At 64.9% G+C, this 22630-nt stretch carries 22 protein-coding genes; 16 read left to right on the top strand and 6 right to left on the bottom strand.

Annotation, left to right across the window (positions count from 1 at the left end):
* Positions 1-60: 60 nt before the first annotated feature.
* Both ssb and AC1DQR_RS05415 read right to left on the bottom strand, forming a co-directional pair.
* The gene (gene ssb / locus AC1DQR_RS05420) at positions 61-621 is read right to left on the bottom strand and encodes a single-stranded DNA-binding protein (RefSeq protein ID WP_477132649.1); all 561 of its coding nucleotides are present in this window, start codon (positions 619-621) and stop codon (positions 61-63) included.
* A gap of 179 nt (positions 622-800) precedes the next feature.
* Positions 801-2060: an MFS transporter gene (locus AC1DQR_RS05415; RefSeq protein ID WP_477132648.1), complete on the bottom strand. Its 1260-nt coding sequence runs from the start codon at positions 2058-2060 to the stop codon at positions 801-803.
* Positions 2061-2443: 383 nt separating this feature from the next.
* Between AC1DQR_RS05415 and uvrA the strand changes: the two genes are divergently transcribed.
* From uvrA to AC1DQR_RS05400, 3 genes are all read left to right on the top strand, one after another.
* Positions 2444-5308, top strand: coding sequence for an excinuclease ABC subunit UvrA (gene uvrA / locus AC1DQR_RS05410; RefSeq protein ID WP_477132647.1), 2865 nt, complete (start codon positions 2444-2446; stop codon positions 5306-5308).
* 5 nt (positions 5309-5313) lie between these two features.
* On the top strand, positions 5314-5670 hold the full coding sequence (locus AC1DQR_RS05405; protein ID WP_477132646.1) for a hypothetical protein: 357 nt from the start codon (positions 5314-5316) through the stop codon (positions 5668-5670).
* A gap of 111 nt (positions 5671-5781) precedes the next feature.
* Positions 5782-6267 carry an adenosine-specific kinase gene (locus tag AC1DQR_RS05400; protein ID WP_174425617.1) on the top strand — a complete coding sequence of 162 codons (486 nt, stop codon included), beginning with the start codon at positions 5782-5784 and terminating at the stop codon, positions 6265-6267.
* A gap of 39 nt (positions 6268-6306) precedes the next feature.
* Here the strand turns inward: AC1DQR_RS05400 and AC1DQR_RS05395 are convergent, their stop codons facing one another.
* A complete protein-coding gene (locus AC1DQR_RS05395; protein WP_416047539.1) occupies positions 6307-7992 on the bottom strand; it encodes a Na/Pi cotransporter family protein in 1686 nt (561 codons plus the stop codon).
* A 188-nt stretch (positions 7993-8180) separates the two neighbouring features.
* On the bottom strand, positions 8181-8753 hold the full coding sequence (locus AC1DQR_RS05390; RefSeq protein WP_267605425.1) for an adenine phosphoribosyltransferase: 573 nt from the start codon (positions 8751-8753) through the stop codon (positions 8181-8183).
* Between the two features lie 161 nt (positions 8754-8914).
* Between AC1DQR_RS05390 and AC1DQR_RS05385 the strand changes: the two genes are divergently transcribed.
* Both AC1DQR_RS05385 and AC1DQR_RS05380 read left to right on the top strand, forming a co-directional pair.
* On the top strand, positions 8915-9493 hold the full coding sequence (locus AC1DQR_RS05385) for a DJ-1/PfpI family protein (protein ID WP_006159426.1): 579 nt from the start codon (positions 8915-8917) through the stop codon (positions 9491-9493).
* A gap of 68 nt (positions 9494-9561) precedes the next feature.
* Positions 9562-9945 carry a ribbon-helix-helix domain-containing protein gene (locus tag AC1DQR_RS05380; protein WP_043343452.1) on the top strand — a complete coding sequence of 128 codons (384 nt, stop codon included), beginning with the start codon at positions 9562-9564 and terminating at the stop codon, positions 9943-9945.
* Positions 9946-9983: 38 nt separating this feature from the next.
* Here AC1DQR_RS05380 and AC1DQR_RS05375 read toward each other — a convergent pair whose 3' ends face one another.
* Complete coding sequence (locus tag AC1DQR_RS05375) at positions 9984-11963, bottom strand: monovalent cation:proton antiporter family protein (RefSeq protein WP_416047538.1); 1980 nt, start codon at positions 11961-11963, stop codon at positions 9984-9986.
* 151 nt (positions 11964-12114) lie between these two features.
* On the opposite strand from AC1DQR_RS05375, the gene AC1DQR_RS05370 reads away from it, so the two are divergent.
* From AC1DQR_RS05370 to AC1DQR_RS05320, 11 genes are all read left to right on the top strand, one after another.
* Positions 12115-13098, top strand: a complete 984-nt coding sequence (locus tag AC1DQR_RS05370; protein ID WP_150991810.1) for a KpsF/GutQ family sugar-phosphate isomerase — start codon at positions 12115-12117, stop codon at positions 13096-13098.
* Between the two features lie 15 nt (positions 13099-13113).
* Entirely contained in the window at positions 13114-13740 is a 627-nt protein-coding gene (lptC, locus tag AC1DQR_RS05365; RefSeq protein WP_150991856.1) for an LPS export ABC transporter periplasmic protein LptC, read from the top strand.
* 54 nt (positions 13741-13794) lie between these two features.
* Positions 13795-14439 (top strand): lipopolysaccharide transport periplasmic protein LptA, encoded by a 645-nt coding sequence (gene lptA / locus AC1DQR_RS05360; protein WP_416047537.1) that lies wholly within the window; start codon positions 13795-13797, stop codon positions 14437-14439.
* A gap of 24 nt (positions 14440-14463) precedes the next feature.
* Positions 14464-15249 carry an LPS export ABC transporter ATP-binding protein gene (gene lptB, locus AC1DQR_RS05355; protein ID WP_477132645.1) on the top strand — a complete coding sequence of 262 codons (786 nt, stop codon included), beginning with the start codon at positions 14464-14466 and terminating at the stop codon, positions 15247-15249.
* Positions 15250-15383: 134 nt separating this feature from the next.
* Entirely contained in the window at positions 15384-16859 is a 1476-nt protein-coding gene (locus AC1DQR_RS05350; RefSeq protein ID WP_043343436.1) for an RNA polymerase factor sigma-54, read from the top strand.
* Positions 16860-16908: 49 nt separating this feature from the next.
* Positions 16909-17259, top strand: coding sequence for a ribosome hibernation-promoting factor, HPF/YfiA family (gene hpf, locus AC1DQR_RS05345; RefSeq protein ID WP_006159435.1), 351 nt, complete (start codon positions 16909-16911; stop codon positions 17257-17259).
* A 383-nt stretch (positions 17260-17642) separates the two neighbouring features.
* Complete coding sequence (locus AC1DQR_RS05340) at positions 17643-18098, top strand: PTS sugar transporter subunit IIA (RefSeq protein WP_416047535.1); 456 nt, start codon at positions 17643-17645, stop codon at positions 18096-18098.
* A gap of 35 nt (positions 18099-18133) precedes the next feature.
* Positions 18134-19105: an HPr(Ser) kinase/phosphatase gene (hprK, locus tag AC1DQR_RS05335; RefSeq protein WP_006159437.1), complete on the top strand. Its 972-nt coding sequence runs from the start codon at positions 18134-18136 to the stop codon at positions 19103-19105.
* Positions 19106-19293: 188 nt separating this feature from the next.
* On the top strand, positions 19294-19617 hold the full coding sequence (locus tag AC1DQR_RS05330) for a PsiF family protein (protein ID WP_150991818.1): 324 nt from the start codon (positions 19294-19296) through the stop codon (positions 19615-19617).
* Between the two features lie 119 nt (positions 19618-19736).
* Positions 19737-20654 (top strand): RNase adapter RapZ, encoded by a 918-nt coding sequence (rapZ, locus tag AC1DQR_RS05325; RefSeq protein WP_416047534.1) that lies wholly within the window; start codon positions 19737-19739, stop codon positions 20652-20654.
* A gap of 66 nt (positions 20655-20720) precedes the next feature.
* Complete coding sequence (locus tag AC1DQR_RS05320) at positions 20721-21398, top strand: LON peptidase substrate-binding domain-containing protein (protein WP_477132644.1); 678 nt, start codon at positions 20721-20723, stop codon at positions 21396-21398.
* Between the two features lie 6 nt (positions 21399-21404).
* Here the strand turns inward: AC1DQR_RS05320 and mutY are convergent, their stop codons facing one another.
* Positions 21405-22574: an A/G-specific adenine glycosylase gene (mutY, locus tag AC1DQR_RS05315; protein ID WP_416047532.1), complete on the bottom strand. Its 1170-nt coding sequence runs from the start codon at positions 22572-22574 to the stop codon at positions 21405-21407.
* Positions 22575-22630 lie beyond the last annotated feature (56 nt).

Below are 22630 nucleotides of genomic sequence, written 5' to 3'. Positions count from 1 at the left end.
TGCAGGCCGTACCGACTGTGTCGGCCTGGGATGGCGGGGATGCTCAGAACGGTCAGATCGTCAGAACGGAATATCGTCGTCCATGTCTTCAAAGCCGTTCGACGGAGCCTGCTGCTGGCGACGCGCGCCGCCAGCACCTTGCTGGCCGCCGGCAGCCTGGCCGCCACCGCTGCGCGCACCGCCGCCGTAACCACCGCCACCGCCCGACGATTCGCGGCCAYCACCATAGCCACCGCCGCCACCACCCATGTCGTCGCCACCGCCGCCGCCACCACCGCCCATGCCCTGGCGCGAACCCAGCATCTGCATTTGCTCAGCCACGATTTCGGTGCTGTACTTTTCCGCGCCAGACTGGTCGGTCCACTTGCGGGTGCGGATGCGCCCTTCGATATAGACCTGCGAGCCCTTGCGCAGGTACTGGCCGGCGATCTCGGCCAGCTTGCCGAAGAAGGCGATGCGGTGCCACTCGGTGGCTTCCTTCATCTCGCCGCTGGTCTTGTCCTTGTAACGATCGGTGGTCGCCAGGCGGATGTTGCTCACGGCGTCGCCGCTGGGCAGGTAGCGGGTTTCCGGATCCGCGCCCAGGTTGCCGACGAGGATGACTTTGTTGATCGATGCCATGTGAATGTTCTCCCAGGGCCACGCCCTCTGCTGCAAGCGGCGTGGCGATGCCTTGACTGTTGACTGATGCGTAAACGAATAACGCGCCCCCGGCCAAGAAGTCGGGCGCGCGGTCATGCTAGTGCCAATTCTTGGCAAAAAACTTTACGAAGTGATGCGAACGTGACTCAAAACCGACCTCACGCCGCCGCGGTCCGACTGCTGGCGCTTGCCCGAGCCGGAGGTGGCTTCATACTCCAAGCGATTATAAGCCAGAGCATCAACAACACCGCACAGCCCACAAACACTGCGCTTCTACCCTCATGCTGGAGCAACCAACCTCCGGCAGGCCCTCCTAATGCCATGCCCAGAGCCTGAGTAGTGTTGTAGACGCCCAGGGCCGCACCTCGAGAGGCGGCAGCATAGCGAGACACTAGCGATGGCTGCATGGCCTCCAGCAAATTAAAGGCAACAAAGAACAACAGCAAGACGCCCGTGATGGCCCACAGGCCATGAACTGCCGCAAACAACAGCTGTACCGCAGTCATCAGCGCTACCGAACCGAGCAGCACAGGACGTATCTTTCCGTATCGCTCCGCGGCCATCATTGGCGCCAGCATCAGGACAAATGACACTAGCACCACCGGCAGATAAACTTTCCAATGCTGATCAAGTGGCATACCCGCATCTGTCAGCATGGCAGGCACCACCATAAACATGGCGACCTGGGAGACATGAAGGGCCAGAACGCCAACATTGAGGCGAATCAGGTCGGGATTCATCAGCACAGTGCGAAATGGTAGCCGTACCGGATGCGGCGGCGGAGGCGTAGGCACCACGAACAGTGTGACCAAGATCGCTAACACCCCAAACACGGACATCAGTGCAAAGATGCCGGGCATGCCGATGATGTGCAACAGCGGAGAGGCGATCACTAGCGACAATGCGAAGGTCAACCCGATGCTGCCGCCGACCATGGCCATGGCCTTGGTGCGGTGCTGCTCCCTGGTGAGATCCGCAATGCACGCCGTAATGGCCGCGGAGATAGCCCCCATCCCCTGCAGCGAACGGCCAATGATGATGCCCGTCAGGGTGTCGGAAAAGGCAGCCACCAGAGCGCCAGCAGCAAACATCAGCAGGCCACCTACCATCACCGGCTTTCGCCCCACCCGGTCGGACAGCCAGCCGAGCGGAATATGGAGAAAAGCCTGCATCAGCCCGTATATGCCCATGCCAATGCCAACCCGGAGCCCGTCGTGGCCGTCCGGAAGGGTTCGCGCATATTCCGCGAAAATTGGCAGGATCAGGAACAGGCCCAGCATGCGCAGCGCAAAAATACTGGCGAGCGAAATGCTGGCCCGCACTTCCGTGCCGGTCATGCGGTCGCGCCCGGCAGCGGGCTGAACCTTGGAATCGTCGGCCTTGGCCGCATCTTGGGAGGAGCTATGGATCGACGACATTGCGATCGTGGGGAATTTCTATGACGGATTGCCGGGTCGTGCACCGCGCACGCACCGCATCACCCCAATGCTGACGGGGCGGCGACAACTTCGATCCATGGCCGGAGCGGAAGTTGCGGCGCTTCTGCCACCGTTGCTGCAGGGCGCAGTCTCATGGCCCAAGCAACCCCCGGAAACCGAAGTTCGGTATATTAACAGGTTTGCTCCGCTGCGCTTTCGGCTCCGAATCGGACACCGCAAGCCCCGGCACGGGCTGGCAAAGCCCGGCCTGAGGCTGGCCTGAAGCCGGTCGCAGCTCTGCTGGCATGCTTTTTTCTTGAAATTCCGTGAGACCCGGCCTGTCGACCCGACCGGCGGCCCCGCCTGGCGAAGACAATCGGTATATGGAAGAAATTAGAATCCGTGGTGCCCGTACCCACAACCTGAAGAACATCAATCTCGATCTGCCGCGCAACAAGCTGATCGTGATTACCGGGCTGTCCGGATCGGGCAAGTCCTCGCTCGCCTTCGATACGCTGTACGCGGAGGGCCAGCGCCGCTACGTGGAGTCGCTGTCGGCCTACGCGCGCCAGTTCCTGCAGCTGATGGAAAAGCCGGACGTCGACCTGATCGAGGGGCTATCGCCCGCGATCGCCATCGAACAGAAGGCAACCAGCCACAACCCGCGCTCGACCGTGGGCACGGTCACCGAGATCCACGACTACCTGCGGCTGCTGTTCGCGCGCGCGGGCACGCCTTACTGCCCCGACCACAACCTGGCGTTGCARGCGCAAAGCGTCTCGCAGATGGTCGACGCCGCGCTGGCGCTGCCGGAAGACACCAAGCTGATGATCCTGGCGCCGGTGGTGGCCAACCGCAAGGGTGAACATTCCGACCTGTTCGACACCATGCAGGCGCAGGGTTTCGTGCGCTTTCGCATCCGCTCCGGCGGCGGCACCACACATGAGGCACCGGCGGTGGTCTACGAGGTGGACGCGCTGCCCAAGCTGAAAAAGACGGAGAAGCATTCCATCGACGTGGTGGTGGATCGCGTCAAGGTGCGCCCGGACATCAAGCAACGACTGGCGGAATCGTTTGAGACCGCGCTGCGCCTGGCCGACGGCCGCGCCATCGCGCTGGAGATCGACACCGACCAGGAGCACGGGTTCAGCTCCAAGTTTGCCTGCCCGATCTGCTCGTACTCGCTGCAGGAGCTGGAACCGCGGCTGTTCTCATTCAACAACCCGATGGGCGCCTGCCCGAGCTGCGACGGCCTGGGCCAGATCACCTTCTTCGATCCCAAGCGGGTGGTGGCCTTCCCTAACCTGTCGCTGGCCTCGGGCGCCATCAAGGGCTGGGACCGCCGCAACCAGTTTTACTTCCAGATGCTGCAAAGCCTGGCGGCCTACTACGACTTCGAGCTCGATACGGCCTTCGAGGACCTGCCGGCCGAGGTGCAGGAAGTCGTGCTGCACGGCTCGGGCGACGTGGAGATCCCGTTCACCTACATGAACGAACGTGGCCGCACCACGGTGCGCGAGCATGCCTTCGAGGGCATCATTCCCAACCTGGAGCGCCGCTACCGCGAGACCGACTCCATCGCGGTGCGCGAGGAGCTCGCCAAGTACCAGAACAACCAGGCCTGCCCCGCCTGCCACGGTACCCGCCTGCGCACCGAGGCGCGCCACGTCAAGCTGGGCGAGAACGACCAGGCGCGCGCCATCTACGAGATCAACGGCTGGCCGCTGCGCGATGCACTCACCTATTTCCTCACGCTGGACATGCACGGCGCCAAGCGCGAGATCGCCGACAAGATCGTCAAGGAAATCAGCGCGCGCCTGAACTTCCTCAACAACGTGGGGCTGGATTACCTGTCGCTCGAGCGCAGCGCCGACACGCTGTCGGGCGGCGAGGCGCAGCGCATCCGGCTGGCGTCGCAGATCGGCTCCGGCCTGACCGGCGTGATGTACGTGCTGGACGAGCCTTCCATCGGCCTGCACCAGCGCGACAACGACCGCCTGATCGGCACGCTCAAGCACCTGCGCGACATCGGCAACTCCGTGCTGGTGGTGGAGCACGACGAAGACATGATCCGCGCCTGCGACTACGTGGTCGACATCGGCCCGGGCGCCGGCGTGCACGGCGGCATGATCGTGGCCGAAGGCACGCCGCAGCAGATCGAGCAGTCGGCCAATTCGCTCACCGGGCAGTACATGTCCGGCGCGCGCCGCATCGAGGTGCCGAAAGAGCGTGCCGCGCCCGACGAGGAAAAGCTGCTGCGCATCATCAACGCAACCGGCAACAACCTGCGCAACGTCAGCGCCGAGATCCCGGTGGGCCTGCTCACCTGCGTGACCGGCGTGTCCGGCTCGGGCAAGTCGACGCTGATCAACGACACGCTCTACCACGCGGTGGCGCGCCACCTGTATGGCTCCACGGCGGAGCCAGCCGCGCACGACCGCATCGACGGACTGGAGCATTTCGACAAGGTCATCAACGTCGACCAGAGCCCGATCGGCCGCACCCCGCGCTCCAACCCCGCTACGTACACCGGCCTGTTCACGCCGATCCGCGAGCTGTTCGCGGGCGTGCCTTCCGCCAAGGAGCGTGGCTACGATCCGGGCCGCTTCTCGTTCAACGTCAAGGGTGGGCGCTGCGAGGCCTGCCAGGGCGATGGCGTGATCAAGGTCGAGATGCATTTCCTGCCGGACGTGTACGTGCCTTGCGACGTCTGCCACGGCAAGCGCTACAACCGCGAAACGCTGGAGGTGCTCTACAAGGGCAAGAACATCCACGAAGTGCTCGACATGACGGTAGAACACGCGCACGAGTTCTTCCTGGCGGTGCCTGTCGTGCGGCGCAAGCTCAAGACGCTGCTGGACGTGGGCCTTGGCTATATCCGGCTGGGCCAGTCCGCCACCACGCTCTCGGGTGGCGAGGCGCAGCGCGTCAAGCTGTCGCTGGAGTTGTCCAAGCGCGACACCGGCCGCACGCTCTACATCCTGGACGAGCCCACCACGGGCCTGCACTTCCACGATATCGAGCTGCTGCTCAAGGTCATCCACAAGCTGCGCGACCAGGGCAACACGGTGGTCATCATCGAGCACAACCTGGACGTGATCAAGACCGCGGACTGGCTGCTCGACATGGGCCCGGAGGGCGGTGCGGGCGGTGGCCAGGTGATCGCCAAGGGCACGCCGGAAACGGTGGCAGCTAGCCGCGTGAGCTTCACCGGCAAGTACCTGGCGCCGCTGCTCGAGCGCCGCTGACCACCGTGCGCACGCGCTCCCGCCTCATCCTTTGCGCCTGGCAATGCGCGCTGCTGCTCGGCAGCGCAGCCGTTGCCGGCCCGGCTGCGGCGCAGGCCACCGTCACGCCGATCGACCTGGCCGCGCCGGCGGCGCGAGCGCTCGATGAACCTGCTGCGCCAGCAGCATCCGCCCCGCCCGCGCAAGCCGCCCGGGAGGCCAGCGCCGCCAGCGCTGCCAGCGCTGCCCAGGTACCTGCCAAGGCGAGCGGCGCTGTATCCGGCAATCTGGCGCTGACGCTGGGCGGCGCGGCCGTGCTTGTGGCCATCGCCGCGATGCTGCAGCGCGCGCGCCGCAGACGCCGCCCGCCTTCCTCAAAGTAGGCCGGCGCGGCGCCTTGCATTCGACCTTGCCCGGCCTACCATAGACTGCGGAAGGCCGCGCCTCTTGAAGCCCTTTCCGGGGCTGGCACAGGCCAATGCAGGAGCACGGCCATGGAACTCACCGTAGTGCCGATCGCCAAGCCCGAGGCGACCAACTTCATTTTCGGGCAATCCCACTTCATCAAGACCGTGGACGACATCCACGAGGCGCTGGCCGGCGCGGTGCCGGGCATCCGCTTTGGACTAGCGTTCTGCGAGGCCTCGGGCAAGCGCCTGGTGCGCTGGTCCGGCACCGACGAGGCGATGATCGACCTGGCGTGCCAGAACGCGCTGGCAATCGGCGCCGGCCACTGCTTCCTGCTGTTCCTTGGCGACGGCTTCTACCCGGTCAATGTGCTCGCGACCGTGCGCGCGGTGCCGGAGGTATGCCGGATCTATTGCGCCACGGCAAACCCGACCGAGGTGGTGGTAGCGCAGACCGCGCAGGGGCGCGCGGTGCTTGGCGTGGTGGATGGCGCTTCGCCGCTCGGGCTGGAAACCGAGGCTGACATTGCCTCGCGGCGGAACCTGCTGCGGGAGATCGGCTACAAGCTGTAGCCCTCCTTGGTGGCGCCTTCGTGGCTCCTTGGTGCTCCCTCAGTGCGCCTGCGCAGACGGCACCGCCCTGGCCGGAGGCTCGCCATCATCTTCCTTCATGCGGCTGCGGTTAAGCACGCCAGCTTCTTCCAGCACCGGGTAGGCGGTGGCGCAAAACAACGAGTTCAGGCGCTTGAGATCGCTGATCACGTCGAGGTGCAGCGAACTGGTCTCGATGCTCTCGGCGGTCTGCACGGCGACGCGTTGCAGGTGAGTGCGCGCGTACTGGCGCTCCATCTCGCGGAAGGTCGCCTTCTCCGCCATCAGTTGCTGCGCGCTTTTCAGGTCGCCGGAGAGGAAGACCGACAGCCCGAGCCGCAGGTTGGCCACTACGCGCGCGTGCATCTGCGAGATCTCCTGCATGCCCGCTTCCGAGAAGGCCAGGTTGTGGGCAATCTTCTTTTCGCGCGCGTCCTGCAGGATGCGCTCGATGATGTCGCCGGCGTGCTCGAGGTTGATGGTGAGCGAGATGATCTCCGTCCAGCGCCGGCCGTCGCGCTCGTCCAGCGCCTCCAGGCTGATCCGGGTCAGGTAGAGCTTGATCGCGGTGTAGAGATCGTCCACCTCGTCGTCGATGCGGCAGGTGGCGGTGGCGAGCTTGGCATCGTTGGTGCGCAGCACGCGCAGCATGTTGTCCAGCATCTGCTCGATGCGGTCGCCGATGCGCAGCACCTCGCGCGCGGCATTGGACAGCGCCAGCGCCGGCGTGGGCAGCGCGGCGGGATCGAGGTGGCGCGGGGTGACCTGGCTGTCGCCGGTGTTGCGCCCGGGCAGCACCGCCTCGCACAGGCGCGCCAGCGGACCGGTGGCGCCCAGCAGCAGCACCGCCAGCGCCACATTGAAGAGCAGGTGGAAATTCACGACCAGCCGCTGCGGATCGGCATCGACCAGCGCCAGCAGGTGTTCGGCCTGCCCCAGCAAAGGCAGCGCGATCACGCAGCCGAGCAGGCGCGACAGCAGGTTGCCCAGCGTGACGCGCTTGCCGGGCTGGTTGTTGCCGGAGGTGGTCAGCAATGCGGAAATGCCCGAGCCCAGGTTGGCGCCCAGCACCAGCGCCATCGCCACATGCAGCGACACCACCCCGGCCGAGGCCAGCGCCCCGCAGAACAGCACCACCGCCAGGCTGGAATAGCAAAGGATGGTCAGGAAGGCGCCAATCAGCATGTCCAGCGTAGGGTCTCCAGTGAGCGTGCCGAACAACACCTTGACGCCGGCTGCTTCCACCACCGGGCGGGTGGCAATGGAGATCAGCTCCAGCGCCAGCGTGATCAGCCCCAGGCCGATCAGCACGCGGCCCACGTGGCCAGGCTTGTTGCCCTTCCAGGACAGATGCAGGATCACGCCAATGAAGATCAGCAGCGGCGACAGCCAGGACAGGTCCAGCGAGAACACCTGCACCATGATGGCGGTACCGACGTTGGCGCCCAGCATGATGGCCAGCGCCGGGGCCACGGCAATCAGGCCCTGGCCGACGAAGGAACTGACGATGACGGCGGTCGCGTTGCTGCTCTGGACCAGGCCCGTCACGCCGAGGCCGGCGGCAAAGGCCGTGAACCGGTTGGAAATGCTGGACGAGAGCACGTGGCGCAGGTTGGCGCCATACACGCGCAGGATGCCGACCTTGACGATGTTGGTGCCCCACACCAGCAGCGCCACGCCGGAAAGCAAATGAAGTAGTACGCCCATGCTGCGCCCTTATGCCCTTATGTGACCGGTGCCTCCATTGCGGATCGCAAGATTTCGCCCGGCCATCGTATCGTAGTCAATGGGGCATTATGCGCCTGCCGGCATGTGTGGGCAACGCCATGTCCACGCGGTGGAAATGGCCGCAAGCCCAATGCGCAAGCCGCTCGGAGAGCGGCCGTCAATGCGTGTCAATGCCCGTCAAAGCGGCAAACCGTGAACAACGGCAGGCCGCTATCCAGGAGGTGGCGAGAGCCGCCGAGCTCGGGCAGGTCGACGATGGCGGCGCCTTCCACCACGGTGGCGCCCAGCCGCTCAAGCAGCTTGCGGCCAGCCATCATGGTGCCGCCGGTGGCGATCAGGTCGTCCACCAGCAGCACGCGGTCACCCGGCTTGCAGGCATCGGCGTGGATCTCCACCGTGGCGCTGCCGTACTCCAGCTCATATTCTTCGGCCACGGTCTCGAACGGCAGCTTGCCCTTCTTGCGGATCGGCACGAAGCCCAGGTTCAGCTCGTACGCCACGATGGCGCCCAGGATAAAGCCGCGTGCGTCGATGCCGGCCACCACGTCGAGCTTGGCGTCCATGTAGCGGTGCACAAAGACGTCGATCAGCACGCGCAGGGACTTGGGATCCTGCAGCAACGGCGTGATGTCGCGGAACATCACGCCGGGCTGGGGCCAGTCCGGCACGGTACGGATGCGTTCGCGCAGGTAGTGGGTAACGTCGCCAAGGGCGGACGACTGGATAGTGGTGTTGGGCATGGGGACTCGTTCGGGCAGCCCGCCAAATCGGCAGGCTGGATGCGGTAATGGGTTACCACCCGGGCTGCCGCAAACGGCAACACAATGGGCAACGCCTGGGCGGATGGCACGCTTTGCGGCGTGGCTCCCCCGGGACAACCGTAACCATACAGGAGACAGCGATGGCGAAAAAGATCTTGATGCTGGTCGGCGACTACGCCGAAGACTATGAAACCATGGTGCCTTTCCAGGCACTCCAGATGGTGGGCCACACAGTCCATGCGGTGTGTCCGGACAAGGCGGCCGGCGCCAGCTGCCCCACCGCCATCCATGATTTCGAGGGCGACCAGACCTATAGCGAAAAGCGCGGCCACAACTTCGCGCTGAACGCGAGCTTTGCCGATGTGGATCCGGCGGCCTACGACGGGCTGGTCATTCCGGGCGGGCGCGCCCCGGAATACCTGCGCCTGAACGAGCGGGTGCTGGAGATCGTGCGGCACTTTGCCAGCACCAACAAACCGATCGCCGCGGTGTGCCACGGCGCCCAGCTGCTAGCCGCGGCCGGCGTCCTGGAAGGCCGGACCTGCTCGGCCTATCCGGCCTGCGCACCCGAAGTGCGCCTGGCGGGCGGAAAATATGCCGACATCCCGGTCGACCAGGCTTACACCGATGGCAACCTGGTAAGCGCACCGGCCTGGCCCGCGCACCCGGCATGGCTGGCGCAGTTCCTTGCCGTCCTGGGCACCAGGATCGTACATTAGAGGCTACCGAACGCGGCCCGCGAGCCTGCATAGGGCGATCGCGGGCCGTTAAGTACGGGAGTTCTTCTATGTGTGAAATCTTCATCCGGGCCACCCCGCAGTCGTACCAGGGCCAGTCGCGCTCGCTCCGGCTGCACGGCGTGGCCACCAGCATCCGGCTGGAAAGCCTGTTCTGGGAAGTGCTCGAAACGCTGGCGCGCCGCGACGGCATGAGCGTGGGCCAACTCATCACCCGGCTGCACGACGAACTGGTCGCCTACCGGGGCGAGGCCGCAAACTTTACGTCCTTCCTGCGTGTATGCTGCCTGCGCTACCTGATGCTGCAAGGCGAAGGCCGCATTCCCGCCGACCCGCGCATCCCGATTGGCTCGCTCGATGCGCGCTCCGTGCTGGAGGGCCTGCCGCCATCGTGGGCGGAAGAGGCACACGCCGGCAGCCGCGTGGCGGCATGAACCCGAACTTGCGGCGCCACTGAGCGCATAGCGCGGGCTCAGCCGGCCAGCATGCGCGCCTCGGCCGCTTCCAGCGCCTCTGGCTGGCCGCGCAATACCACAATATCGCCCGGCTCCAGTACGGTATCGGGCTCCGGATCGAACGCGCGGATGCCACGCCGGCGCACCGCCGTCACCTCCACCCCGATACGGTCCAGCCCGAGCGCGCCCAGGCGCCGCCCCACCGACGTGGCCTCTGGGCCGAGCGAAATAGAGTGCAGCCGCACGGACTCTCGCTCCACCATGTCTTCCTCGTCGTCGCGGCCGTGGAAGTAGCCGCGCAGCAGGCTGTAGCGCGCATCGCGCGCCTCCTGCACCCCGCGCACCACGCGCCGCATCGGCACGCCCAGCAGCACCAGCGCATGCGAGGCCAGCATCAGGCTGCCCTCGATGCTTTCGGGCACCACCTCGGTGGCGCCCGCCTTTTGCAGGATGTCGAGCTCCGAGTCGTCCATGGTGCGCACGATCACGGGCAGCGCCGGCTCCAGTTCCTGCACATGATGCAGCACCTTGAGGGCCGAGGGCGTGTTGTTGTAAGTGATGATCAAGGCTGCCGCGCGATGCAGGCCCGCCGCGATCAGCGCCTCGCGCCGGCCGGCATCGCCATACACCACCGTATCGCCCGCGCCGGCGGCTTCGCGCACCCGGTCCGGGTCGAGGTCCAGCGCCACGTAGGTAATGCCCTCGCGCTCCAGCATGTGCGCCAGGTTCTGGCCGCTGCGGCCAAACCCGCAGATGATGGCGTGCTTCTCGGTCTGCAGGCTCTGCACCGCGATGCGCGTCATGTTGAGCGACTGCATCAGCCATTCGTTGGCGGTAAAGCGCAGCACGATGGCGTCGCTGTACTGGATCAGGAACGGTGCCGCCAGCATCGACAACAACATGGAGGCCAGGATGACCTGGATCAGCACCGGGTCGACCAGGTTCAGGCCGTCGATCTGGTTAAGCAGCACGAAGCCGAACTCGCCGGCCTGCGCCAGGCCCAGGCCGGTACGGATCGCCACCCCCTGGCGCGAACCGAACAAGCGGGCCAGGCCCGATATCAGCACCAGCTTGAAGACAATGGGCACCACCAGCAGCGCCAGCACCAGCCACAAGTGATCGAGCACCACATGGATATTGAGCAGCATGCCGATGGTGACGAAGAACAGCCCCAGCAGCACGTCGCGGAAGGGCTTGATATCCTCCTCCACCTGATGGCGATAGGGCGTCTCGGAGATCAGCATGCCGGCCATGAAGGCGCCCAGCGCCATCGACAGGCCGAGCCGCTCGGTCAGCGCGGCCATGCCCAGCGTGACCAGCAGCAGGTTGAGCATGAACAGCTCTTGCGAGCGGCGCGCCGCCACGATGTGGAACCATCGGCTCATGAGACGCTGGCCGACGAAGAAGATCAGGCTCAGGGCCACCACGATCTTCACCGTGGCCAGGCCCAGCGCCATCATCAGGTCGCCCGGATCGCGCGAGAGCGCCGGGATCACGATCAGCAGCGGCACCACGGCCAGGTCCTGGAACAGCAGGATGCTGATGATGTTGCGCCCGTGCTCGCTCTCCAGCTCAAGCCGCTCCGACAGCATCTTGGACACAATGGCGGTAGATGACATGGCCAGCGCGCCGCCCAGCGCCACCGAGGCCTGCCAGGACAGCGGAAACAGCCAGTTGAACGCCCAGCTCGCCGGAATCACGGCCAGGAGCGACAGCACCACCTGCGAGCCACCCAGGCCGAACACCTGCCGTTTCATCGCCTTGAGCTTGCCCAGGCTGAACTCCAGGCCGATCGAGAACATCAAAAAGACCACGCCGAACTCGGCCAGGTATTTGGTTTGCGCGGTATCGCTGGCCAGGCCGAGCGCATGCGGCCCGATCAGGATGCCCACGACCAGGTACCCCAGCATCGGCGGCAACTGCAACATGCGAAACGCGACCACGCCAAACACGGCGGCGGCCAGCAGGACAAGGGTAAGGTCCAGCGGAGAGTGCATCGACAGGGTCAGGGTACGCCGCGCCGGGCACCGGGCCGGCCCGGTGCGGGCGGCCCTGCCGGCGGATTACGGCAAGCGCGATGGGCGCCCCGGCCGCCCGATCCCAGGAACAGCCCAAGCGCCATCGCATTCGTTGGTATACTTCGTCGCCATGATAGCTAATTTCAATGCGGATCGAGCACTTAGGCTCGCTCGCGAAACCCTCCAGATCGAAGCCGACGCCGTCGCCGCCCTCGCAGGCCGCCTGGACGACGGATTTGCGCAGGCCGTGCAACTGACGCTCAATTGCAGCGGGCGCGTCGTCGTGTCCGGCATCGGCAAGTCGGGCCACATCGGCCGCAAGGTCGCGGCCACGCTGGCCTCGACCGGCACGCCCGCGTTTTTCGTGCATCCGGCCGAAGCCAGCCACGGCGACCTGGGCATGGTCACGCGCGACGACGTGCTGATCGCCTTTTCCAATTCCGGAGAGACCGCCGAGTTGCTTTCGATCGTCCCGATCGTCAAGCGCATCGGCGCCAAGCTCATCTCCGTGACCGGCAACCCCGCGTCCACGCTGGCCAAGCTGGCCGACGCGCACCTCAATGCCGGCGTGGAAAAAGAAGCCTGCCCGCTCAACCTGGCCCCGACCGCCAGCACCACCGCCGCACTGGCGATGGGCGACGCGCTCGCGGTGGCGGTGCTGGATGCCCGCGGCTTTGGCGAGGAAGACTTTGCCCGCTCGCATCCGGGCGGCGCGCTCGGGCGCAAGCTGCTGACCCACGTGCGCGACGTCATGCGCAGCGGCAACGCGGTGCCCAAGGTGCGCGAGAGCACACCACTGGCGCAGGCCCTGATGGAAATCACCCGCAAAGGCATGGCAATGACCGCGGTGGTGGACCCGGACGACCGCCTGATCGGCGTCTTCACCGATGGCGACCTGCGCCGCCTGCTCGAAACCCCGCGCGACTGGAAGACCGTACCCATCAGCGAGGTCATGCACCGCACACCGCATACCGTCGGGCCGGACCAGCTGGCCGTGGAAGCCGTGCAGGTCATGGAGGCGAATCGCATCAACCAGATGCTGGTGGTCGACGCGGAGCGGCGCCTGGTCGGCGCGCTCCACATCCACGACCTGACCCGCGCCAAGGTCATCTGAGGCCAGCCCATGCCTATGCGGGAAATCCTGTCCTCCCTGAGCCGGCTTGCCATGCGAGCCCTGCCCCTGCTACTGATGGCGCTGGTGGCGGGCAGCACCTTCTGGCTGGTGCAGGTCAACTCCCCGAAAGAAGCGGACACCGGGCCGGTAGGCAAGAAGCATGAACCGGATTACTACATGATCCGTTTTTCCGCGACCGAGCTTGCCGAGGACGGCAACACCAAGCTGCGCTTCACCGGCGACAAGATGATCCACTTCGAGGACGACCAGACCTACGATGTGACGCGTCCGGCCATGCGTTCCTATGAAATCGACCGTCCGCCCGTCACCGGCCACTCCGATCGCGGCACGATGAACGCGGAAGGCTCGGTCATCGACCTGTTCGGCAATGCCTTCATCGTGCGCGCCCAGGGTCCCGACCCCGCCAAGGATCCGCAGATGACGGCCGCCTCGGAGTACTTCCAGGTGCTGGTGAACGATGACATCGTCAAGACCGACAAGGCTGTCAAGCTGACCCGCGGCCCATCGGTGATGACCGCCAACGGCCTGGTCTTCAACAATGTCACTCGCGAAGTACAATTGCTGGGTAACGTACGCGGCACCATCATCACGGGGCCGCCGCCGGCGAGTCCCGCAAAGTAGCCCTGAAGCCGCCCGCGGGCACCAGCCGCCCGCGTCAACCGCCATCACGCCAACATGAATCCATTCCCGACGACTTCGTCCTGTCTGCGCCGCAGCACGGCCGCCTTGCTGACGCTGGCCGCCGTCCTTGGCCTCACGCTGGCCGCGCCCGCCAGCGCCGAAAAGGCCGACCGCGAAAAGCCGCTGGTCCTGGAGGCCGACAATGCCAGCTACGATGACGTCAAGCAGGTCTATGTACTGACCGGCAACGTGGTGCTGACCAAGGGCACCATGGTGCTCAAATCCGACGCAGCCGAAGTCCGTACCGATCCCGAGGGCTACCAGTACGCGGTCGCGACCTCCAAGGGCAGCAAGCAAGCCTATATCCGCCAGAAGCGCGACAACGTCGACGAGTACATCGACGGCTGGGGCGACCGCATCGAATATGACGGCAAGCAGGAGTTGTCCAAGCTGATCGGGCGCGCCCGCATGGCCCGCCTGGCCGGCGCCAAGCTGGTCGACGAGATCCGCGGCGCGGTGATCACCTATGACAGCCGCAACGAGTTCTACACGGCCAGCGGTGGCGCCGAGAACGCGACCGCGGGCAGCCCGTCGGGCCGCGTGCGCGCCGTGCTGTCGCCGCGCCAGGAGCAGCCCGCCAGCGGTGCCGCAGCCAGCCCTCTGCCGCTCAAGCCGGCAACTGCCCCCGTCAACCCCTGACCCACGGATTCTGACTTCACCTTCATGACCGCTACCCAAACCGCACCGTCCCAGCCCGCCACCCTGAAGGACGGCAGCACGCTGGTCGTGCGCCACCTGAAGAAGCGCTACGGCTCGCGCACCGTGGTCAAGGACGTGTCGCTCGACGTGAAGAGCGGCGAGGTGGTTGGCTTGCTGGGCCCCAACGGCGCGGGCAAGACGACGTCGTTCTACATGATCGTGGGGCTGGTGGCGCTGGACGAGGGCGATATCGTGCTCGACGACAAGCACATCAGCGGCCTGGCCATCCATGAGCGAGCGCGCATGGGCCTGTCCTACCTGCCGCAGGAAGCCTCCGTGTTCCGCAAGCTCAATGTGCAGGAGAACATCCGCGCAGTGCTGGAGCTGCAGCTCAACGATGGCAAACCCCTGGGCAAGGTCGAGATCGAGCGCCGGCTGGACACCCTGCTGGATGACCTGCAGATTGCCCACCTGCGCGACAACCCGGCGCTATCGCTGTCCGGCGGCGAGCGCCGCCGCGTGGAAATCGCCCGCGCGCTGGCCTCCGCGCCGCGCTTCATCCTGCTCGACGAGCCCTTCGCCGGCGTCGACCCGATCGCGGTGGGCGAAATCCAGCGCATCGTCAGCTTCCTCAAGGCACGCAATATCGGCGTGCTGATCACCGACCACAACGTGCGCGAGACACTGGGCATCTGCGACCACGCCTACATCATCAGCGAAGGCGCGGTGCTGGCGTCCGGGCAGCCTGAAGACATCATCGCCAACGAGTCGGTGCGCAAGGTCTACCTGGGCGAGAACTTCCGTATGTAAGGGCGCGCGGCGCCTGCCGCGCATCGCCCCCCGGCGGCTTCAGTGTCGCCTTTTATCCTTCAAACGATCATAGCGACACCAGCGATAGCAATTTCCGTTCCACCAGTACGGAAGTTGGGCATAAAATAGGTCGCATGAAACCGTCGCTACAGCTCCGCCTCTCGCAGCATCTCGCGCTTACGCCGCAACTCCAGCAGTCGATCCGGCTGCTGCAACTGTCCACGCTTGAACTGCAGCAGGAAGTGGAACAGGCGCTGACCGAGAACCCCTTGCTCGAGCGTGAGAACGACTGGCTGGACAGCCCGTTGCGCGTATCTTCGGACGGCTCGGTGAACCTGCAGAGCGCGCCCGCGCCGGCGCCAGCCGATGGCCAGGGCACCAGCGAGAACCGCCCCGATGGCGCCCCCGAAGCCGACGACAGCTACTCTGACAGCAATGAGGATTACGGCAGCGACTGGAGCCTGGACGACTTCGCACGCCGCCCGCAAGGCGAAGACGACGAAAAAACCCCGATGCAGCTGCGCGATGCCGAGCCCACGCTGCGTGAACACCTCATGGAGCAGCTGGCGCCGCTCAAGATTTCCCTGCGCGACAAAGGGCTGGCCATCTTCCTGGTCGAATCCCTGGACGATGATGGCTACCTGAGCACCACGCTCGAGGAAATCTGCAGCGAGCTGCCGGAGGAGCTCGAGTTCGAGGTCGACGAGATCCAGGCTGTGCTCACGCTGCTGCAGAGCTTCGATCCGCCGGGCGTCGGGGCGCGCAACGCCGCCGAGTGCCTGGCGCTGCAATTGCGCAGGCTCAAGCATCCGCAGCGCGAACTGGCGCTGAGCATCGTCACCAATCACCTGGAGCTGCTGGCGGTGCGCGATTACACGCGCCTGAAAAAAGCGCTGCAAGTGGACGAGCCGGAACTCAAGGCAGCACATGAACTGATCCGCTCGCTCGCGCCCTATCCAGGCCACGCCTACAGCCGGCCAGAAGCGGACTTCGTGGTGCCCGATGTTTTTGTTCGAAAGTTGAGCGGCGGATGGATCGCCCACCTCAACCCGGATGTGATGCCGCGGCTACGCATCAACGACATGTACGCGCAGATTTTGCGCGGTGCAAAAGGCGACGCTGGCGCGGCCGGGCTGCAGCAAAAACTGCAGGAAGCACGCTGGTTGATCAAGAATATCCAGCAAAGGTTCGATACGATATTGCGCGTCGCACAAGCCATTGTCGAACGTCAAAAGAACTTCTTCACCCACGGTGAAATTGCGATGCGCCCCTTGGTTTTGCGGGAGATTGCCGATACACTGGGTTTACACGAGTCCACCATCTCTCGGGTGACTACCAATAAATACATGGCAACGCCGATGGGGACTTTCGAGCTGAAGTATTTTTTCGGCTCTCACGTATCCACAGAAACCGGCGGCGCGGCCTCATCAACGGCAATCCGTGCGTTGATCAAGCAATTGATAGGAGCCGAAGACGCTAGGAACCCCTTGTCCGACAGCCGGATTGCCGAATTGCTCGGCGAGCAAGGCTTTGTGGTGGCACGGCGTACCGTTGCCAAATACCGCGAAGCGCTCAAGATTCCCGCGGTAAATCTCCGTAAGACTTTGTAGCCGAGCTGCATCGCCTGCCTGATGCAGCTCTTTCAGAAGGAGAAACGCTATGAACTTCAAGATCAGTGGACACCACTTGGACATCACGCCCCCTCTGCGTGAGTACGTGGAAACGAAACTGGAGCGTATCGTCAGGCATTTCGATCAAGTCATTGGCGTAAGTGTGCTGCTCTCTGTCGACAATACAAAAGAAAAGGACCGGCGGCAGTACGCGGAAATCAATCTACATCTCAAGGGCAAGGACATCTTTGTCGAAGCGCATCATGAAGACCTGTATGCCGCTATCGACGCACTGGTCGACAAGCTCGACCGGCAGGTGATTCGCCACAAGGATCGCGTGCAGAGCCACGACCGTGAAGCGGTCAAGTATCAGATGGCCGCATCGCAGATGCAGCAATGACCGTGCCTGGCGGCCCACATACCGGGCCGTCGGTGTCAGTCCCTTGAAAAACGGAATCAAGCCGCGCCCAGAGCGCGGCTTTTTCGTTGCAGCCTGCCCGATCGGGCCACGCAGGGGATTCCGCAACGCATATGTAGCAGTGTATGCTGTGCAATACATGGTTGACTGGCCTAGCCATTCCGGTGCATGCAGCACCGCTTGAGCGCATCGGCTATTGCAATGCACAAAGCGGAAGCGGGCCTGCTCTATAATGGCCAGACGCCTGACACCGGCATGGGGGGACACCCGGTGGAAACCTCGGGCCCTGGTTCTTATCCTCTTTCCGCCCGGCGGGACGCCTCCTGGCCCCGGGCCTGCTTACTAGAAAACCCTGCGCATTCCACATGAATCGTTTGGCTAAATTGCTGCCACCCGGCAACATCAACCTCGACGTCAGCGTCACCAGCAAGAAGCGCGTGTTCGAACAGGCCGGGCTCCTCTTCGAGAACAACCATGGCGTAGCGCGCGCGACCGTGACCGACAACCTGTTCGCCCGCGAGTCGCTCGGGTCCACCGGCCTTGGCGCGGGGGTTGCGATCCCCCATGGCCGCATCAAGGGACTGAAACAGCCACTGGCCGCCTTCATGCGCCTGGCCGAGCCGATCCCCTTCGAGTCGCCCGACGGCAAGCCGGTCGCACTGCTGATCTTCCTGCTGGTGCCCGAACAGGCCACCCAGCAGCATCTGGAAATCCTCTCCGAGATCGCCCAGCTGCTGTCTGACCGCGAGATGCGCGAAGGACTGGCTACCCTGCCCACCCCCAACGACGTGCATCAGTTGCTGACGCAATGGCACCCTTGATCCGGCACTGAAAGCCCGTCCCTGAAAGCACCCGAATGGAACTCACTGGCGTCACCTCGCAGTCGATCTTCGACGACAACGCAGCCGATATCAAACTCTCCTGGGTAGCAGGACTGGAGGGCGCGGACCGGGCCTTCGATGTCGAGTTTGCGCGTGAAGCCACGTCCGCGGCCGATCTCGTCGGCCACTTGAACCTGATCCACCCGAACCGGATCCAGGTGCTGGGCAAGCCCGAAATCACGTATTACCAGCGCCTCGATGACGAGATGCGCAAGCGCCAGATGGGCGAGCTGATCCTGCTGGAGCCGCCGTTCCTGGTGATCGCCGACGGCATGGAGCCGCCGCCCGACCTGGAACTGCGCTGCACGCGCTCGTCCACCCCGCTGTTCACCACGCCGGTGTCTTCGGCCGCGGTGATCGACCACCTGCGCCTCTATCTGTCGCGCATTTCCGCGCCGCGCGTGACCATGCACGGCGTGTTCCTCGACATCCTCGGCATGGGCGTGCTGGTGATGGGCGAATCCGGCCTGGGCAAGAGCGAACTCGGCCTGGAACTGATCTCGCGCGGACATGGGCTGGTGGCGGACGATGCCGTCGATTTCGTACGCCTCGGGCCGGACTTCATCGAGGGCCGCTGCCCGCCGCTGCTGCAGAACCTGCTGGAAGTGCGCGGCCTGGGCCTGCTCGACATCAAGACCATCTTTGGCGAGACTGCGGTACGCCGCAAGATGAAGCTCAAGCTGGTGGTGCAGCTGGTACGCCGCAACGATGGCGAATTCGAGCGCCTGCCGCTGGACTCCCAGTATCTCGACGTGCTCGGCCTGCCCATCCACATGGTCAAGATCCAGGTGGCGGCCGGCCGAAATCTCGCCGTGCTGGTCGAGGCCGCGGTGCGCAACACCATCCTGCGCCTGCGCGGCATCGACACGCTGCGCGACTTCATGGACCGCCAGCGCGCCGCGATGCAGGCCGATGTCGCATCGCGGGGCCAGGGCCGGCTACTCTAGGTTTGACCGGCCCACGTCGTACCACCACGACGGGGCCGTTTTCAATTGCTTACATCCGGCCGCGCTTCGATGGTCAACGCGATGGGGTCATAGGCCGTTTTGTGCAGTAATGGGCATTGGGCCCAGCCCCGAGTTGCCGAGCCGACAGGCCAGCAGCCATGAAGTTTCCCACAGCCAGGAGAGCAAGCATGAAAAAATTGATCGCGATGTGCGTGCTGGTAGCCCCGCTTTTTGCCACCGGCGCCTTCGCCCAGAATGCACCGGCCGCTGCACCCGCGGCACCGGCGGCAGCCAACACCCAGCAGGACAAGATGAAGGCTTGCAACACGCAGGCCACCGGCAAGAAGGGCGATGAGCGCAAGGCCTTCATGAGCGATTGCCTGTCCAATAAGCCCGCGGCCGCACCCGCCAAGAACAGCCAGCAGGAAAAGATGAAGACCTGCAACGCCCAGGCCACCGGCAAGAAGGGCGACGAGCGCAAGGCCTTCATGAGCGACTGCTTGTCCAAGTAAGCTGCCGGCATCATTTGCGGCGCGGACGTGTAAAAATGGCGAACCCCTTCGGTTCGCCATTTTTACTGGCGCCGCGCCGTCATGACGGCGTCATCACCTGATGTTATGCTTGTCGTGCTATGCGCATCATACTTATCACCGGGATCTCCGGCTCCGGCAAATCCGTTGCCTTGAACGTACTGGAAGACGCGGGCTACTACTGCGTCGACAACCTGCCGGCGCAGTTTATCCCGGAGTTGGCCCAGTACCTCGCAGCACAGGGCTACACCCATCTGGGCGTCGCCACCGATATCCGTAGCCGCGAATCGCTGGACGAGCTGCCCGGCACGCTTCGCAACCTCGCCTCCGAACACCAGGTCCGGGTGGTCTTCCTGACCGCCAATACCGATGCGTTGGTGCAGCGCTATTCCGAGACGAGGCGGCGGCATCCGCTATCGATGCGCGCAGCCATGGCTGGCCTCTCGGCCAATCCCAAGAACGAGAATCTCGCCGACAGTACCGCCGAAGCCGCATTCAACGACACCTCGCTGATCGAGGCCATCGAGATGGAGCGCGAGCTCCTGAGCCCGCTGGCGGAGGCTGCGCACCGCATCGACACCAGCAATGTGCGCACCAATACATTGCGCGCGTGGATCAAGGAATTCGTGCGCGGCGATGACCTCAAGCTCACATTGCTGTTCGAGTCGTTCGGCTTCAAGCACGGCGTGCCCAGCGACGCCGATCTGGTGTTCGACGTGCGCTCGCTGCCCAACCCCTACTACGACCTGGCGCTGCGCCCGCTGACCGGCCGCGACGAGCCCGTGATCGATTTCCTGCAAAGCCAGCCGATGGTGCTGGCCATGGCCGAGGACATACGCGCCTATGTGGAAAAGTGGCTGCCAAGTTTCATCGCTGACAATCGCAGTTACCTGACCGTCGCAATCGGTTGCACTGGTGGGCAGCATCGCTCCGTGTACATCGCGGAAAGACTTGCCAACTATTTTCGCGCCCATGGTAATGTGCTGGTGAGACACCGCGAGCTCGCACCAGGCGGCTAAACGCCGCACCGCCAGGTTTCGTGGTCAGGCTCGGCAATCCTCGCCCGAAACCTTTGCTGGTTCAGCATGTCCTCACCCGCCACGCCCGGCTCATCCGCATCGTTCGCCGCCTCGCACAGCACGTCGGCGGGGCCTACGCTGGATAGCCTGCCGCTGTTTCCGCTGCATACCGTACTCTTTCCCGATGGGCTGCTGCCACTGCGCGTGTTCGAAGCGCGCTACGTGGACATGGTGCGCGCCTGCATGCGCGATCGCACCCCCTTCGGGGTCTGCCTGATCGCCAGCGGCAATGAAGTCGCCCGCCCGGACGAGCCCACCATGCCCGAGACGATCGGCTGCCTGGCCGACATCATCGACTGCAATATGGAGCAACTGGGCGTGCTGCTGATCAGTGCGCGCGGCCGCCAACGCTTCCGGTTGCTGGGCCACAGCGTGAACCCGGACGGCTTGCTGGTCGGCCAGGCGGTATTGCTGCCGCCCGACATCATCGACTGCAAGCTCGAACTGCTGGGCGAATGCCTGGCCGTGCTGCGGCGTATCGTTGCCTCGCTCCATGCCGAGCATCCGGGCGAGCTGCCTTTCTGCGAGCCGTTCCTGTGGGATGACCCCAGCTGGGTGGCCAATCGGCTGTGCGAGTTCTTGCCGGTGCCGCTCAAGGCCAAGCAGATGCTGATGGCGCTGCCGGACGCGGGCATGCGGATCGAGATCGTGCATAAGTACATGCACCAGCACCACATTCTCTAAGCAACGTTAAAACAATCCGCCTTGGGCTTGCGTCTCCAGCAGCTTGCGCACCGGCGCGGGCGTGCCTACCGCATCCAGATCGTCCAGTGACAGCCAGCGTAGCGCGGGGCCGTTGGCGGCATCGCGCGCGGTGAGGCCGGTGACGTCGACGCGAATGGCGCGGATCAGCAGGCGGAAGTGAGTGAATACGTGGGTGAGCTCGCCAACCATATTGGCCGTGCTGGGATTGCCGAATTCGCGGGCGCGTTCCAGCGCGGCGTCTTCGGCCAGTTCCGCATCGAAGGGCACGGTATCGACCGGCATTTCGGGCAAGCTCCACAGCCCGCCCCAGATGCCGCTGTCCGGGCGCAGTGCGAGCAGGACCTCGCGGCCGCGGCGGACCAGCAGCATCACTGTGCTGCGCTCGGGAATGGCTGCACGTGGCTTCGGCGTGGGCAGCACGCCGGTCAGCCCGTCGCGGCGCGCCACGCAGTCGCTGGCCAGCGGGCACGACGCGGCGGCGGCGAGGCAGGCTGGCTTGCCGCGCGAACAGACAGTGGCGCCAAGGTCCATCACGCCCTGGGTGTAGGACACCATGTCCTCGGCTTGCGCCGGTCCCTTGGCGGGCAGGACAGCATCGGCTAGTTGCCACATGCGGTTCTCCACCGCCTTGACGCCGGGATGGCCATGGATGCCAAAGAACCTGGCAAAGACGCGTTTGACGTTGCCATCCAGGATCGGCGAGCGCACGCCGGCGCTGAACGCGGCCACGGCAGCAGCGGTGGAGCGGCCGATGCCGGGCAGCGTCACCAGCACCTCGGGGTCGGTCGGGAACACACCGCCATGCTCGCTCATCACGGCCTTGGCACAGCGGTGCAGGTTGCGCGCGCGCGAGTAGTAGCCAAGCCCGGCCCACAGCGCCATCACCTCATCCGCGCTGGCCTCAGCCAATGCGGCCACGGTTGGCAGCCGGCCGACGAAACGCTGAAAATACTCGATCACCGCGCTGACCTGGGTCTGCTGCAGCATGATCTCGGACAGCCAGATACGGTAAGGGTCGCGGGTGTTCTGCCACGGCAGGTCATGGCGCCCGTGCACGCGCTGCCAGCCCACCACGCGCGCGGCGAAATCGGCAGGAACCACGGCGGGGGAAAGATCGGATGAAACGGCAGGAGAAGCAGCGGGCTTGCGGGGCATCGGGTACGTGACGGGTAAGGCAACACAGCAACAGCGCCGGAAGCGGCGGCGCGTCA

The organism is Cupriavidus sp. 05L411 (genome assembly GCF_056398045.1).
Note: the sequence above shows the minus strand (reverse complement) of the source record. Positions and strands in the feature narration are given on the sequence as shown.